The 14,290-nt window shown below is 77.7% G+C and carries 11 protein-coding genes; 6 read left to right on the plus strand and 5 right to left on the minus strand.

Annotated elements, in window-relative coordinates:
• The first annotated feature begins 19 nt into the window (after window positions 1-19).
• Both BLS21_RS16940 and BLS21_RS16945 read left to right on the plus strand, forming a co-directional pair.
• Window positions 20-1,327 (plus strand): metallophosphoesterase, encoded by a 1,308-nt coding sequence (locus tag BLS21_RS16940; RefSeq protein ID WP_245700498.1) that lies wholly within the window; start codon window positions 20-22, stop codon window positions 1,325-1,327.
• A 98-nt stretch (window positions 1,328-1,425) separates the two neighbouring features.
• Complete coding sequence (locus BLS21_RS16945; RefSeq protein WP_175479614.1) at window positions 1,426-1,695, plus strand: GlsB/YeaQ/YmgE family stress response membrane protein; 270 nt, start codon at window positions 1,426-1,428, stop codon at window positions 1,693-1,695.
• A gap of 18 nt (window positions 1,696-1,713) precedes the next feature.
• Here BLS21_RS16945 and BLS21_RS16950 read toward each other — a convergent pair whose 3' ends face one another.
• Window positions 1,714-2,352 carry an MBL fold metallo-hydrolase gene (locus tag BLS21_RS16950; RefSeq protein ID WP_091221093.1) on the minus strand — a complete coding sequence of 213 codons (639 nt, stop codon included), beginning with the start codon at window positions 2,350-2,352 and terminating at the stop codon, window positions 1,714-1,716.
• On the opposite strand from BLS21_RS16950, the gene BLS21_RS25975 reads away from it, so the two are divergent.
• Window positions 2,351-2,707, plus strand: a complete 357-nt coding sequence (locus BLS21_RS25975; RefSeq protein WP_245700499.1) for a hypothetical protein — start codon at window positions 2,351-2,353, stop codon at window positions 2,705-2,707. The two genes, BLS21_RS16950 and BLS21_RS25975, sit on opposite strands and share 2 nt — an antisense overlap.
• 423 nt (window positions 2,708-3,130) lie before the next feature.
• Here the strand turns inward: BLS21_RS25975 and BLS21_RS16960 are convergent, their stop codons facing one another.
• Entirely contained in the window at window positions 3,131-5,680 is a 2,550-nt protein-coding gene (locus BLS21_RS16960) for a helix-turn-helix transcriptional regulator (protein ID WP_091221096.1), read from the minus strand.
• A complete protein-coding gene (locus BLS21_RS16965; RefSeq protein WP_091221100.1) occupies window positions 5,677-7,650 on the minus strand; it encodes an Hsp70 family protein in 1,974 nt (657 codons plus the stop codon). The genes BLS21_RS16960 and BLS21_RS16965 overlap by 4 nt, the downstream gene beginning before the upstream one ends.
• 290 nt (window positions 7,651-7,940) lie before the next feature.
• Here BLS21_RS16965 and BLS21_RS16970 point away from each other — a divergent pair, with 290 nt between their 5' ends.
• From BLS21_RS16970 to BLS21_RS16980, 3 genes are all read left to right on the plus strand, one after another.
• Window positions 7,941-9,215: an IniB N-terminal domain-containing protein gene (locus BLS21_RS16970; protein ID WP_091221102.1), complete on the plus strand. Its 1,275-nt coding sequence runs from the start codon at window positions 7,941-7,943 to the stop codon at window positions 9,213-9,215.
• A 120-nt stretch (window positions 9,216-9,335) separates the two neighbouring features.
• A complete protein-coding gene (locus BLS21_RS16975) occupies window positions 9,336-11,159 on the plus strand; it encodes a dynamin family protein (RefSeq protein ID WP_091221105.1) in 1,824 nt (607 codons plus the stop codon).
• A 73-nt stretch (window positions 11,160-11,232) separates the two neighbouring features.
• Window positions 11,233-12,756, plus strand: a complete 1,524-nt coding sequence (locus BLS21_RS16980) for a dynamin family protein (protein WP_091221107.1) — start codon at window positions 11,233-11,235, stop codon at window positions 12,754-12,756.
• Here BLS21_RS16980 and BLS21_RS25230 read toward each other — a convergent pair.
• Window positions 12,730-13,332: a hypothetical protein gene (locus BLS21_RS25230; RefSeq protein WP_175479606.1), complete on the minus strand. Its 603-nt coding sequence runs from the start codon at window positions 13,330-13,332 to the stop codon at window positions 12,730-12,732. The genes BLS21_RS16980 and BLS21_RS25230 overlap by 27 nt on opposite strands.
• Window positions 13,333-13,480: 148 nt before the next feature.
• Window positions 13,481-14,257, minus strand: coding sequence for an enoyl-CoA hydratase-related protein (locus BLS21_RS16990; protein ID WP_091221113.1), 777 nt, complete (start codon window positions 14,255-14,257; stop codon window positions 13,481-13,483).
• Between the last annotated feature and the right edge of the window lie 33 nt (window positions 14,258-14,290).

Genomic DNA, 14,290 nt, shown 5'->3' on the forward strand with positions numbered 1-14,290 from the left:
GGTAGGACGGGGTCCTTCCATGGTGGGGGGCGAGGAGGTCCTTCCGCTGTCCCTCATCGGCCTGCTCGGGTTCGCCACCGTCGTCCTCCTGGCCGTGCTGCTGCTGCACGGCTACCTGTGGTGGCGGCTGGTCCGCAGCACCACCCCGCCCGGCCGGACCCGGCGGCTGCTGACGCTGGGCGTGGTCGTCCTCGCCGTGCTGCCGATGGGAGCGGTCCTGCTGCGGCGCGAGGACTCCGCGCTGAGCACCGTGGTGCAGTGGGTCGGCTTCAGCTGGCTGGGCACCGCGTTCTACCTCTTCCTGACCCTGCTCGCCCTCGAGCCGGTGAGGCCGGTCCTGCGGCGCCGGTCCCGGGGCGCGGCGAGCCCGACGAGGTTCGCCGAGGACGAGCCGCTCGTCGCGAGCGGGGCCCGGAGGGCTCCGCGCAGCGACGACGCGGCGGCTCAGCCCGGACCGGGGACGGCACCTGGCCGCGGTGCCGCCCGGCAGGACGACGGGGTTGCAGACCTGTCGCGGAGGCTGCTCCTGGCCCGCGGGCTCGCGGTGACGGCGGGAGCGGTCGCGCTGGGCACCGCCGGCACGGGCGCCTACCTCGCCAACAGCGCCCCCGTGGTCCGCCGGGTGCCGATCACGCTCGCCGGCCTGGACCCGGCCCTCGAGGGGCTGCGGATCGTCACCTTCTCCGACGGCCACCTGTCGGCCCTGTACGGCGGACGGCGCTTCGAGCGGCTGGTCGAGATCGTCAACGCCCAGCGGCCCGACGTCGTGGCGATCGTGGGCGACCTGGTCGACGGCGAGCTCAGCGAGCTGCGCGAGGAGGTGGCCCCGCTGGCCGACCTGGTCAGCGAGCAGGGCGTCTACTTCGTGACCGGCAACCACGAGTACTTCGTCGACACGACCGCGTGGCTGCGCCACCTGCCGACCCTGGGGGTGCAGGTGCTGCGCAACGAGCGGGTGCCGATCGTGCGCGGCGGCGCGTCGGTCGACCTGGCCGGCATCGACGACCGGACGGCGATCAGCTCCGGCGTCCCCGGCCCGCAACACGAGGGAGAAGCCGTGCAGATCCTCGGCCTCATCGCGGTCGGCCTGGTCATCGGGGCCCTGGCCCGGCTGCTCCAGCCCGGACGCCAGCGGATGAGCGTCCTCGCCACGGTGCTGCTCGGCGTCGCCGGAGCGGTCCTCGGCGGTCTCCTCGCCGACTGGCTGGACGTCGGCTCGATCACCGAGCTGAACTTCTGGGGCTTCCTCTTCGCCGTCCTCGCCGCCGTGCTGCTGGTCGGCGTCGCCGAGGGCGTGGCCGCAGCCCGCAACCGCGCCGTCCGCTGACCACTGGTCCCCGGGGGGCTCGGAGCTCGACGGAGCCCCCCGGGGGCAGCCGGCTGGACGGCGCCCGCGTCCCCGGCCCGCAACACGAGGGAGAAGCCGTGCAGATCCTCGGCCTCATCGCGGTCGGCCTGGTCATCGGGGCCCTGGCCCGGCTGCTCCAGCCCGGACGCCAGCGGATGAGCGTCCTCGCCACGGTGCTGCTCGGCGTCGCCGGAGCGGTCCTCGGCGGTCTCCTCGCCGACTGGCTGGACGTCGGCTCGATCACCGAGCTGAACTTCTGGGGCTTCCTCTTCGCCGTCCTCGCCGCCGTGCTGCTGGTCGGCGTCGCCGAGGGCGTGGCCGCAGCCCGCAACCGCGCCGTCCGCTGAGCCCGGTCCCCGCAGGGCTCAGAGCTCGACCGACTCCCCCGGGGCCAGGCGGCTGTACGGGGTCGGCGTCCCCGGGCCCCGCTCACCGAGCAGGCCCCCGACCAACCCCAGCCCGGTGTCGTTGAGCAGTCCGTCGTGGACGGCGTACGCCTGGTCGGCGTCCACGGCCCGCACGTAGTCGATCACCTCGGCGGTCTTCGACCAGGGCGCGTGCACCGGCAGCAGCAGCGTGGCCACCGGCTCGCTGGGGACGGTGAAGGCGTCACCCGGGTGGAACACCACCCCACCGACCAGGAACCCCACGTTGCCCACCCGCGGGAGCTCCGGGTGGATCACCGCGTGCAGCTCCCCGTGCACGGTGACGTCGAAGCCGGCGACGGTGAGCGCGTCGCCGTCCCCCACCACGTGCACCCGGCCCGCCGCGCCGTCGAGATGTCCGGCCACCGACCCGTTGGTCCACACCTCCAGGGCGGGGTCGGCGTCCATGGCCGCGCGCAGCACGTCGGGCGCGAAGTGGTCCACGTGCTCGTGGGTCACCAGGACCGCGGTCGCCCCCTGCAGCACCGACGGGTCGGTGAACACCCCCGGGTCGATGACGAGCCGCCGGTCGTCCTCGCTGAGGACGACACAGGCATGGCCGTGCTTCGTCAGCTCCATGTCCCGCATCCTGCCCCCGGCCGGCGAGACCCGCCCGGCCCGCCTCCGGGTGAGCCGCTCACCCGTCCGGGTGAGGGGACCCCTGTCGACGCTGACCCTGTCCTGGCGCGCTGCCGACACCCTGGGCATGAGCGCCCCCACCCTCGCCGCCGCCACCGTCGTCGCCGCCCGCAGCCGCCCGCACGGCCCGACGGCCGCCCTGTGGCACGCCGTCGAGCTGCACCGACCGACCGCCGAGGTCGACGGCGCCTGCGAGCTCACCCTCTGCGGCTCGCTGGCCCGCGTCGACGTCGAGCAGCCGTGGCCCGCCCCGGCCCGCGACGTCTGCCCCGCCTGCGTCGTCCTCAGCCGCTGACACGGTGACACTGCGATCCTCCGGATCGCACCGCGGCCAGGTGCCGTCCCCGACCGCCGTGGAGCCCAGCCCGTCCCTGCTCGGGGGAGCCTCCGGCCCCCCGCTCCCAGGGACCCGCACCGCGGCCAGGTGCCGTCCCCGACCGCCGTGGAGCCCAGCCCGTCCCTGCTCGGGGGAGCCTCCGGCCCCCCGCTCCCAGGGACCCGCCCCGCGGCCAGGTGCCGTCCCCGACCGCCGTGGAGCCCAGCCGGCCACTCGTCGGGGACCCTCCGGGCCCCACTCCTCAAGGCCGCCATACCCGCGGCCGGGGTGCCGTCCCCGACCGCCGTGGAGCCCGGCCGGCCACTCGTCGGGGACCCTCCGGGCCCCACTCCTCCCGGCCGTCCCCGCGGCCACCCTCAGCAGGCTCTGGCCGGGACCGCGCTAGGCGGGCTCCTCGGCCAGCTCGGCCCGCAGCCGGGCCAGCAGGTCCGACCGGGTGCCCGCGCCCAGCCGCTGGCGCATCCGGGAGACGTGGTGCTCCACCGTCTTCGCGGAGATGTAGAGCCGCCCGCCGATCTCGCGGTAGGTCTGCCCGGCCACGACCAGCCGGGCCACCTCCCGCTCCCGGTCGCTGAGCGTCCCGGTGCCCACCGCCGGGGGCGAGGGCTGGGAGGTGCCGTGTCCGGCCGGCCGCGGCACCGGCACCGCCGGTGCGGTCTCGCAGCCGGCGCTGTCGGCCAGTGACCGGGCGCAGGCCAGCAGCACCGAGCGGGCCCGCTGCTCGGTCGCCCGCGCCGCGGCCTGGCCGGCCAGCCGCGACCCGTCCCAGCCCAGCCCCACCGCGGTGAGCTGCTCGGCCGCGGCCACCACCTCGTCGGGGTCGACCTCCCCCGACAGCACCTGCAGCCAGGTCCGCCCGGCCCGCGCCACCGTGGCCGCGTAGGGGCTGGTCCGTGCCGCCGCGACCAGCGCCGCCGCGTGCGGCCGCAGCCCCTCGGGGTCGTCGGCCAGGATCGCCGCCTGCGCGCCGCTCCAGTGCAGCGAGGTCGCCCACAGCTCCGGGTCGCCCAGTCGCGCCAGCAACGCCTGGGCCTCGGCCAGGTGCGGGCGCAGCCGGTCGCCGTCCCGCAGCCGTGCCGCGGCCACCACCAGCTCGCCCAGCGGCAGCAGGGTGAACAGGTCCACCGGGTGGCGGACCACCGCCTCGCGCGCCCGCACCCACGCGCGCACCAGGGCCGGCAGGTCGCTGCTGCGCCGCGCCAGCCCCACCTCCAGGGCCTGCAGGACGACGTCGTCGCGCGGCTCGAGCGGGCTGCCGCCCTCCTGCGCCCGCGCCATCTGCTCCCGCGCCTGGGTGAACCGGCCGGCCAGCATCGCGATCCAGGCCAGCAGCAGCCGGTGCCGGCGCCGGCACGGGGGGCCACCGAGGTCGGCGTCGACCGCCCGCTGCAGCACCGACTCGGCCACGCCCAGCTCCCCGCTGTGCAGCGCGACCAGTGCGGCGAGCGCGGCGGGGGAGTCGACGAGCAGCGCGGTGCGGCCCACCGGCTCGAGCAGCGCGGCGGCGCGGGTCAGCGTCGACAGCGCGGCGGCGATGTCCGCGGCGGCGCCGTCCCCTGTGCGCAGCGACTGGAGCACCCCCTGCGCGGTCAGCTCCTCGCTCACCGACAGCACCGTGGGCACCTCGCAGGCGGTGCGCGCCGCCTCGAGGGCGGCGGCTGCCGCGGCGGGCTCGCCGGTCGCCAGCAGCGCCAGCGCCGCCGACCCCGCGCGCTCGGCCCCGGCCAGCCGGCACAGCCCCGCGGCGCGGGACAGCAGCCCCCGCTGGGCCAGGACGGCCGCGGTCACGCCGGCCGCTCGCGCCCGGTCCGGGGCGGTCTCGTCGGCCAGCGCGGTGTCGGCCCACTGCAGCGCGCCGTCGAGGTCCCCGGCCAGCGCGGCGGCCTGCGCGCGCCGGCCGGCCAGCGACGCCACCGGCGCCCCGCTGCGCGCCGCCTCGCCGAGCAGCTCCGCGGCCAGTGCCGGGTCGTCGGTGAGCGCCGCCTCGCCGTGCCGCTCGAGCAGCCGGGCGGCGTGCCGGTCCCGCACCCGCTCGGCGGCCAGCCGCCGGGCCAGCTCGACCGGTTCGTCACCGCGCTCGACCAGCAGCGCCAGCAGCTGGCGGCGGACCCGCCGCGTCACGTCGGGCGGGGTGACCGCCAGCAGCGCCCGGGCCGCCAGCGGCACCACCTCGCCGGTGCCCAGCAGCAGCCCGGTGGCCCGGCCGGCCTCCAGCAGGTCGACCGCCCGGTCCGGCGACACCCCGAGCAGCTCGCCCAGCACGTCCTCGTCCAGCGGTGCCCCGGCCGCGAGGGCGTGCAGCAGCGCGCGGGTCTCCTCCGCCACGGCCGCCAGGTCGGCCCGGACCCGGTCGGTGACCTCGTCGGGCACCACGAGCCGCCCCGGCTGCCCGGGGACGCCGCCGCGTCGGCCCAGCGCACGCAGCAGCGGGACGGCGAACGCGGGCAGCCCGCCGGTCTGGGTCAGGACGGCGTCGGCGAGCGGGGGCGCCAGGGCCTCGCCCAGCAGCTCCCGGGCCCACTCGCGCAGCCGGGCCCGGTCGGCGTGCCCGAGGACGACGGTGCGCCGGGCGGGACCGACCTCGGCCAGCAGCGCGCCCAGTGGGGCCGGCCGCGGCCACGGGCGCTGCGCCAGCACCACGCGGGCGGCCGGTGAGCGCAGCAGCGCGCCCAGGCGGGCCACGTCGGCGTCGGACAGGTGGTGCGCGTCGTCGACGAGGACCACCACGGGTCCGGGCAGCGCGGCCGGGTCCTCCGGGACGGCGTCCAGCACCGCCAGCCCGGCCCGCTCGTGCGCCGTCGCCAGCTCGGCCAGCAGCAGCGACTTCCCGGTCCCCCCGGGGCCCACCACGGTCACGACGGCGGGCACCCGGCCGGTGGAGGCGGTCAGCTCGCGCACCAGCTCCGGGCCCCACCCGGTCGCCGCGCTCACGCCGGCCCCTCTGCCGAGGCAGCCGGTTCGGTCGCAGGGGCGTCGGTCGCAGGGGCGTCGGTCGAGGGGGCGTCGGTCGGCTCGGGCACCGGCGCCGGCGTCGGGTCCACGGGGGCCTGGGAGGCCGGCGGCTGCTGGGCCGGCGGGTCCGGCGTGAAGGGAGCAGGGACCGGCGGCCGGGACACGGGCGGTCGGGAGACCGGCGGCTGGGCGGCCGTCGGTGGGGGGACCGGGGGCGGCGAGGTGGTCGGCTGCCCGTTCCCGGTCGGCTCCTCGACGACGGGAGCCGGGACGGACGGGGACGGTCGCCCCGCCGTCCCGGGCGCCGGGGCACCCGGTGACGCCGTGCCGGACGGGGTCCCGCCGGCGGCGGCCCGGGAGGGGCTGGGGGCGGACGCCGTGGTCCCGGGTGCGGTGCGGTCCCTCGTCGACGCCGCGCTGCCGGAGGCGGACGGCGTGCTGCTGCGGGCCGCGGTGGCGATGGCGGCGGCCAGGCTGGTCCGGGGGGAGCCCGTGGGGTCGGCCGCCGTCCGCGACGCGCCGCCCCCGGAGCTCTCCGCGGCTCGTGCGGTGGAGCCGCCCACGGCCTTCTCGGCGGCACGCGCGGTGGAGCCGCCGCCCACGATGGCCGTCCCGCGGGCGATGACGCTGCCGTCGTCGGCCCCGGAGGCGGACTGTCCCGTGGGGCCGGGCGGCAGGACGGCGTCGAACAGCCCGGCCGCCGCGGGCCCCAGCAGGAGCAGCCCGAGCGCGAGGCCGGCCACGACCGCGCCGCGGCGCACCCGCCCGCTCCGCCGCGCGGCAGGCCCGGTGGCCGCGCGGGTAGGGGACCCCGGACGGTGCCGCCCCCGAGGCGTGCGCGGCCGAGGGAGCACCGGCTGCGGGTCCACGGCGTCGGACGGCACGTCCGGCAGCTCGGTGGGCGGCGCGGCGGCGGGTGCCTCTCGCGGCAGGGCCTCGGCTGCCAGCGCCTCGGCCGCCAGCGCGGCCGCACCGAGGGCAGGGGTCAGTGCGGGGTCCCCGCTCACGACCAGCGGCCGGCCCAGCTCGTCGGAGAGGACCTCGGCGACCAGCGGCACCCGCACGCCGCCACCGGCCAGCACCACGGCGTCCAGGTCGGCGGGCTCCAGGCCCGCGGCCGCCACCGTGGCGGCGAGCGCCTCGGCCGACTCCCGCACCGGCCCGGCCAGCACCTCGTCGAGCTCCTCGCGGGTGAGCCGGACCGGTCCGTCCGGCCCGTCGGTCCCGATCCGGACCACGGTGGCCGTCGACAGCGCCTCCTTGGCCGCCCGGCAGGCTCCCCGCAGCGCCCGGGCGTCCCCGGGGGGTGCGCCCAGGCAGTCGAGGACGTGGGCGAGGACCTCGTCGTCGACGTCCCGCCCACCCCAGGGCAGCGGCGCCGGCGGGGCGGCGAGGTGCACCAGCGGCCGCTCCGGGCCGGGGCCCACCACGGCGGTGTCCAGCGACCCGGCGCCCAGGTCGTAGACGGCGACCGTCGGCTCGGGCGCCAGGTCCCCGGCCGCGACGTGCGCGGCGACGGCCGCGACGGCGGAGGACACCAGGGAGAAGCGCGGGACGCCGGCGGCGGTGAGCGCGCCGGCCAGGGCGGTGCAGCGGTGGCCGGCCCAGGACGGCGGCACGGTCACCACCGTCCACGCGTCGGGCCGGCCCTCCTGCTCGGCGGCGAGCCCCCGCACGTGCTGGACGACGTCGGCCACCAGCTCGGCGGCCGGTACCGCGCGACCTGCGGCGTACACCGGCACCGGGTCGCCCACCCGCGCCACCAGGGGCGCGCGGCCCGCCGTCCCGTCGGCCGGGACGAGGGCGACCCGCCCGTCGTCCCCGACCGCTGCCGCGACCGGTCCCTCGCCGAGCGGCAGCGGCACCGCCGTGCCGTCCGGCCCGCAGACCGCCGCGGAGACCGCACCGCCCCCGACGTCGATCCCCACCCCGTACTCGCCGATGCGCACAGGCCCCCCTGACCACACGAGTCCCCGGGTCCGACTGCGGACCGGTCGGGGTCGCATCGCAACGTATGTCCCTGACGTCCGCCCTGTCCCGCGTGTCACGGGCGCCGCTCCGCAGCGCACGGTGAGGAGGGGGCGACACCCCGCAGCCCCTAACGGAGCGTCAGCGGTCATCCCCCATACGGGTCCGGCGATGGGGGGCGTCTCCCCGATGCCGGGGAACGGCGGCCGGGCGTGGACTGCGCCGCAACAGCCGGCCGACGGTGGGCGGCTCGAGACCCAGGAGTGCAGCCATGTCGACCGTCGCGAGCACGCTGCTCGACTTCATCCTCGACCTGTTCCGCGACCCGGAGAAGGCCGCGGCCTACGAGGCCGACCCGCAGGCCGCGCTGGACGCGGCCGGCCTGTCCGACAGCACGCCGGCGGACGTGGCCGACCTCGCGCCGATGGTGTCGGACTACGCCACCGTCGGCGGCTGGAGCGGCGGTGGCTCCCACGGGGGCGGTTCCCACGGGGGCGGTTCCCACGGCGGCGGCCGGGACGACCACGACTCCGGTGGGGGTGGCCGCGGGGACTCCTGCGACGCCGACGAGGACCGGGGCGGACACCACCACCCGAGGCCGGTCGACGACGACGAGGACGAGCACTCCTCCGGCGGCGTCGCGCCGGTGGACCGCGACGAGTGCGACGACGACGAGGACGAGGGCCAGGCCGGGAGCGGCCACTCCCACGCCCCCGCGCCGGCCGGGGGCACCGAGACGGTGGTCATCACCCACCTGCAGGAGGTGCACTACTCGCACACCGAGACGACCGTCGAGATCGACGCCTCGCACAGCATCTGGGTCAGCGGCGACGCCCAGGCGATCTTCGGCGACGTCCGGGGCGACGTCACGCAGATCGACAACGAGGGCGGCATCGTCGCCGGTGACGACGTCGAGGACTCCTCGGTCGACAACAGCGACCACTCGGTGAGCGACTCCTACGACACCGATGTCGACGTGGACGTCGACATCGACGACAGCCCCGTCAACACCGGTGGCGACCAGGCCGTGGACAGCTTCAACGGCAACGAGGACAACGACGTCGTCGCCGACCGCGGCGGCCAGGTCGGCGACAACACCTCCGTGCGGGTGGACGACGTGACCGTGGTCGAGGACTCGGAGAACGTCGGCAACGACAACTCGGTGCGGATCGACGACTCGTTCAACGGCAACGACCTCTCGCAGGACAACGACGGGGTCGACGACTCGTTCAACGGCAACGAGGACATCGGGAACGACCACTCGGACAACTCCGAGACGGACAACAGCGTCAACGACTCGTTCAACGGCAACGACCTGTCCGACGACGACGGCGTGGACGACTCGTTCAACGGGTCGCTGAACGGCAACGACCTGTCCGACGACGACGGGGTCGACAGCTCGTTCAACGGCAACGACCTGTCGGACAACTCCGAGACCGACAACAGCGTCGAGGACACCGGCAACAGCTACACCGAGAACTCGGTCGACGTCGACGAGGACTACCACGTCGACGCGCAGGACACGGGGGACGTCACGGTCGGCTGACCCCCGCGGTACACCGGGTCCCGGTCGCTGCACGGGGGGCGACCGGGACCCGGCTGTCCGCGGTTGTCCCCCGCAGGGAGCCCCGGGTGGTAGGACCGGGACGTCAGGAGGTGTGTGCCCGTGGGAACGTCAGCGCAGCTGCTCGACCGGGCGGGAGCGCTCGCGGAGGTCTGCGGGCGGCCGGACCTGCAGCGCCGGCTGCTCCAGGCCCGGGCCCGCAGCGCCGACCCGCGGGTCCGCGTCCTCGTCGTCGGCGAGCCCAAGCAGGGCAAGAGCTCGCTGGTCAACGGCCTGGTCGGCGCCCCGGTCTGCCCGGTGGCCGACGACGTGGCCACCGTCGTCCCCACCGTGGTGCGCGCCGGGGAGGCGCCGCGCGCCAGCCTGGTCCTGGCCACGGGGCCGGGTGGGATCGGTGGTGGCTCGCCGGACGACGACGGGCCGACCGAGCGGGTGCCGGTCCCGGTCGACCAGGTGGCCGCCCGCGTCACCGGCGAGGGGACCGACCGGCTGGTGCAGGCCGAGGTGGAGCTGCCCCGCCGGCTGCTCGACGGGCTGGAGCTGGTCGACACCGCCGGCGTGGGCGGCGTGGGCGCGCAGCGGGCGCTGCGCACCGTCGACCTGCTGCCCACCGCGGACGCCGTCCTGGTGGTGTCCGACGCCAGCCAGGAGTTCACCGCCCCGGAGATGGCCTTCCTCGAGCAGGCCGCCGCCCTGTGCCCGACGGTCGTCTGCGTGCTGACCAAGACCGACGCCTGCCCGCACTGGCGCGAGGTGGCCGAGCTCGACCGGGGCCACCTCGCCCGCCGGGGCATCGAGGCGCCGCTGTTCGCCGTGTCCGCCGCCCTCGCCCAGCTGGCGGTGCAGCACCGCGACCGGGAGCTGCACGAGGAGTCCGGGATCGGCGCCCTGGTCACCCACCTGCGCCGCGAGGTCGTCGACCGCGCTGAGGTGCTCACCCGCCGCGCGCTGGTGCACGACCTGCGCGCGGTCACCGAGCACCTCTCCCTGGCGGTGCGCACCGAGCTGGCCGGCCTGGAGGACCCGTCCGCACGCGAGGAGCTGGTGCGCGGGCTCGAGCAGGCCCGGGCCGCCGCCGACGACCTGCGCCGCCGCTCGTCCCGCTGGCAGCAGGTGCTCACCGACGGCGTCACCGACCTCGTGGCCGACATCGACTTCGACCTGCGCGACCGCTCCCGGGTGGTGGTCCGCGAGGCCGAGGAGGCGATCGACGCCCAGGACCCCGGCCCGATGTGGCCCGAGCTGTCCGAGTGGCTGGACCGGCGCATCGCCGCTGCGGTCGCCGACAGCTACGTCTGGGCCGAGCAGCGTTCGGAGTGGCTCGCCGAGCGGGTCATCGAGCAGTTCGCCCGGGACGGCGGCGGTGCGGTCCCCGCGTTGACCGTCGGCGCCGCCGGTGAGGCGCTGGCCGGCCTGGTGGAGCTGCCGACGGTCGACGACGGCGCGATGACGCTGCGCGAGCGGACCCTCATCGGGCTGCGCGGCTCCTACACCGGCGTCCTCATGACCGGGCTGGTCACCAGCCTGGCCGGGATGGCGATCATCAACCCGGTCTCGCTGGCCGCGGGCATCCTGCTCGGGCGCAAGGCCTACCGCGACGACCAGCAGCAGCGCCTGCAGCGACGCCGGTCGGAGGCCAAGGCCGTGGTCCGGCGGCACCTCGACGAGGTGGTGTTCCAGGTCGCCAAGCACCTCAAGGACCGGCTCCGCACCGTCTCCCGCACCCTGCGCGACCTGATCACCGACACCGCCGAGGAGATGTCCCGGTCGCTGGCCGACGCGGTCGCCGCCGCCCAGCGCGCCACCCGGGAGGCCACCGCCGAGCGCGACGCCCGCATCCGCTCGCTGCGCCAGCGGCGCGACCAGCTCGACCGGCTGGCCGCCGACGTCCGCGCCCTGGAGCGGGCCGCGGTGGCGGCTCCGTGACCGAGCTCGCGAGTCCACGCGTGGGCAGGGCACCGTCGGTCACGACGCCGACGAGCGCCAGCGAGGAGGCCTCGTGACCGGACCGGCGAGGTCCGGCGCGGAGGCGGGCAGCACCGCCCTGGACGCCGTCCGCGCGCTGCTCGACGACGCGGTGGCGCACTACGCCGACGTCCCCGCGGCCGCTGCCCGGCTCGAGGCCCAGCGGCGGCGGCTGGACGAGCCGCTGCGCCTGGCCCTGGTCGGCCGGGTGAAGTCGGGCAAGTCGACGCTGCTCAACGCCCTGGTCGGCGCCCGGGTCGCGCCCACCGACGCCGGTGAGTGCACCCGGGTGGTCACCCTCTACCGGCACGGCGCCACCCCGCGCGTGGAGCTGCACGGCACCGACGGCGGACGGCGGACCCTGCCGGTGCGCCGCGCGGACGGCGGACTGCGGCTGGAGCTCGGCGGCACCCCGCCGGAGGAGATCGCGCAGCTGGTCGTGGACTGGCCGACCGACGACCTGCTGCGGGCGACCGTCGTCGACACCCCGGGGATCGCGTCGCTGTCCACCGGCACGAGCGCACGCACGCACGGCTTCCTCGGCGCCGACGACGGCGTGGCCGGTGCCGACGCGATCGTCTTCCTCACCCGTCAGCCGCAGCCCGAGGACGTCGCCGTCCTGGCCGCCTTCCAGGCCGGCACCGGCGGGGAGGGGGCGCTGACGACGACGATCACCGTCCTGTCCCGCGCCGACGAGGTCGGAGCCGGGCGTCTCGACGCGCTGCACGCTGCCGACGCCGTGGCCCGCCGGATGTCGGCCGACCCGCAGGTCGCGGCGGTGAGCTCCGCGGTGGTCCCCGTCGCCGGGCTGCTGGCGCTGGCCGGCCGGACGCTGCGGCACGGCGACTTCGTCGCGCTGCGGGCGCTGGCCGGCGCCGACCAGCAGCAGGTGTCGCGGATGCTGCTGACCGCGGACCGCTTCACCCGGCCGGAGGCGCCGGTGCCGCTCCCGGCGGAGGTGCGGACCGCGCTGCTGGACCGCCTGGGCCTGTTCGGCATCCGGCTGTCCATCGCGCTGGTGCGGGCCGGTGTCCCGGACGCCACCGCGCTGGCCGAGGAGCTGCTCCGGCGCAGCGGCCTGGCCGAGCTGCAGCGGCTGCTGCGGGTGCACTTCACCGAGCGCGGCGCGCAGCTGCGGGCCGGGACGGCGCTGCGACTGGTGGAGGAGGTGCTCGCCGAGCACCCCGTCGAGGGCGACGACGAGCTGCGGGCGGAGCTGGAGCGGCTGCGCCTGGCCACCCCGGACCTCGGCGAGCTCGCCCTGCTGGCCCGGTCCCGTGCCCCGCACGGCCCGCTGCCGCCGGAGCTGCGGGCCGAGGGGGAGCGGCTGCTCGGCGCCGAGGGCACCGGCCCGGCCGCACGGCTCGGGCTGCCCGCCGGGACCCCGGACGACGCGCTGCGGCAGGCGGCGCTCGAGGCCCTGGCCCGGTGGCGGACCGCCGCCGACGACCCGCTCGCCGGTCGGGCGACCGCGGACGCCGCGGAGGTCGTCGTCCGGGCCTGCGAGGCGCTGCTCGCCGCCCTGGACCGCTCAGCGGCGGCCGGCCGCCCGCGCTGACCGGCTGAACAGCGGGACGACGGCGAGCACGCACAGCACGGCGGCGGCGACCAGCGCCCACCGGTCGAGGTCGGCGCCGCCCGTGACGACGGTCTGCGCGACGTCGAGGACCAGCACCGCGGGTACCACGGTGAGGACCAGCGCCCACCGCGCCCACCCGGAACCCCGCAGCACCAGCGCCGTCCACACCAGGGAGACGGCGACGAGCGCTCCCACCCCGCCGAGCACCAGCGCGATGGTGGCCCGCACCCCGTCGGTGACCAGGTCGGCGGGCGCGGCGGGGTCCTCGGCGGTCGCGAGCACGGCGAGCCGGTCGCGGAGCGCGCCGAGGTCCAGCAGCGCCGCCGAGATGCCGGTGACCGCGGCCAGGCAGCCGGCCCACCACAGCGCCACGGCCGCCCGCACGGTCGCGGGCCGGGGCGGCCGGCTCCGGGGGAGCGGCGGGGCGATGTCGCTGGTCACCGCCGGCCGCGCCGGGGGCGGCGGTGCGGCGACGTTGCCGGTGAGCACGACCCGCCGCGGCAGGGGGCGGTGTGCTGTCGTCGGTCCCTGCTCGGACCTGGTGGACCCCGCCACGTGTCGCTCCCCCCGTGGGCCTGACCGCCGGACCGTCGCAGCCTGTCACCGCCTGCGCGCCCCCACAACCAGCCGGCCGCCGGCCCGGCCCCCCGGCAGGGTCCCGCGCCGAGCCCGCGAGGCGTGGGGGGGGAAGGGTGGCCTTCTGTCAGCGACCGGTGAACCGGGGGGTGCGCTTCTCCAGGAAGGCCTCGACGGCCTCCCGGTGGTCGGCGGTGCGGCCCAGCTCGGTCTGCAGCCGGGCCTCGAGCGCCAGGGTGTCCTCGAGGCGGTCGGTGGCCGCCGTGGCCAGCACCGTCTTGATCGCCCGGTAGGCGGCGGTCGGGCCGGCGGCCAGCCGCGCGGCCAGCGCCTGCGCCTCGGCCAGCACCTGCTCGGCCGGCACGACCCGGTGCACCAGCCCCCACTCGGCGGCGCTCTCGGCGAGGAACGGCTCGGGGAGCAGCAGCAGCTCGGCGGCCCGCGAGCCGCCGACGCAGTGCACCAGGCGGGAGGCCAGCCCCGAGTCGCTGGACAGCCCGACGCCGGCGAACGCGGTGGTGAACTTGGCGCCCGCAGCGGCCACCCGCAGGTCCCCGGCGAGCGCGATGCCCAGCCCGGCACCGGCGGCGGCGCCGTTGACCGCCACGACCACCGGCACCCGCAGCGCGGCCAGCGCCAGCACCAGCGGGTTGTACTCCTCCTCGACCACCGACAGCGACGTCGCGGCGTCCCCGCGGAGCGCCTCGACGTGCTGGCCGAGGTCCTGGCCGACGCAGAAGGCCCGGCCGGTGCCGGTGAGCACCACGGCCCGCACCGCCTCGTCGGCCGCGACCCCGCGGACGACGTCGAGCAGCTCGCGCCGCGACCGGGAGGTGAGCCCCGGCCGCAGCATGGTGACGGTGGCGACCCCGCCGGCGTCCTCGCGGGTCACGGTCTCGGGCATCGTCGCCCCTCCTCGTCGTCGTCGGCGCCCCTC

It is taken from the genome of Geodermatophilus siccatus, assembly GCF_900103785.1.
GTDB classification, from domain to species: domain Bacteria; phylum Actinomycetota; class Actinomycetes; order Mycobacteriales; family Geodermatophilaceae; genus Geodermatophilus; species Geodermatophilus siccatus.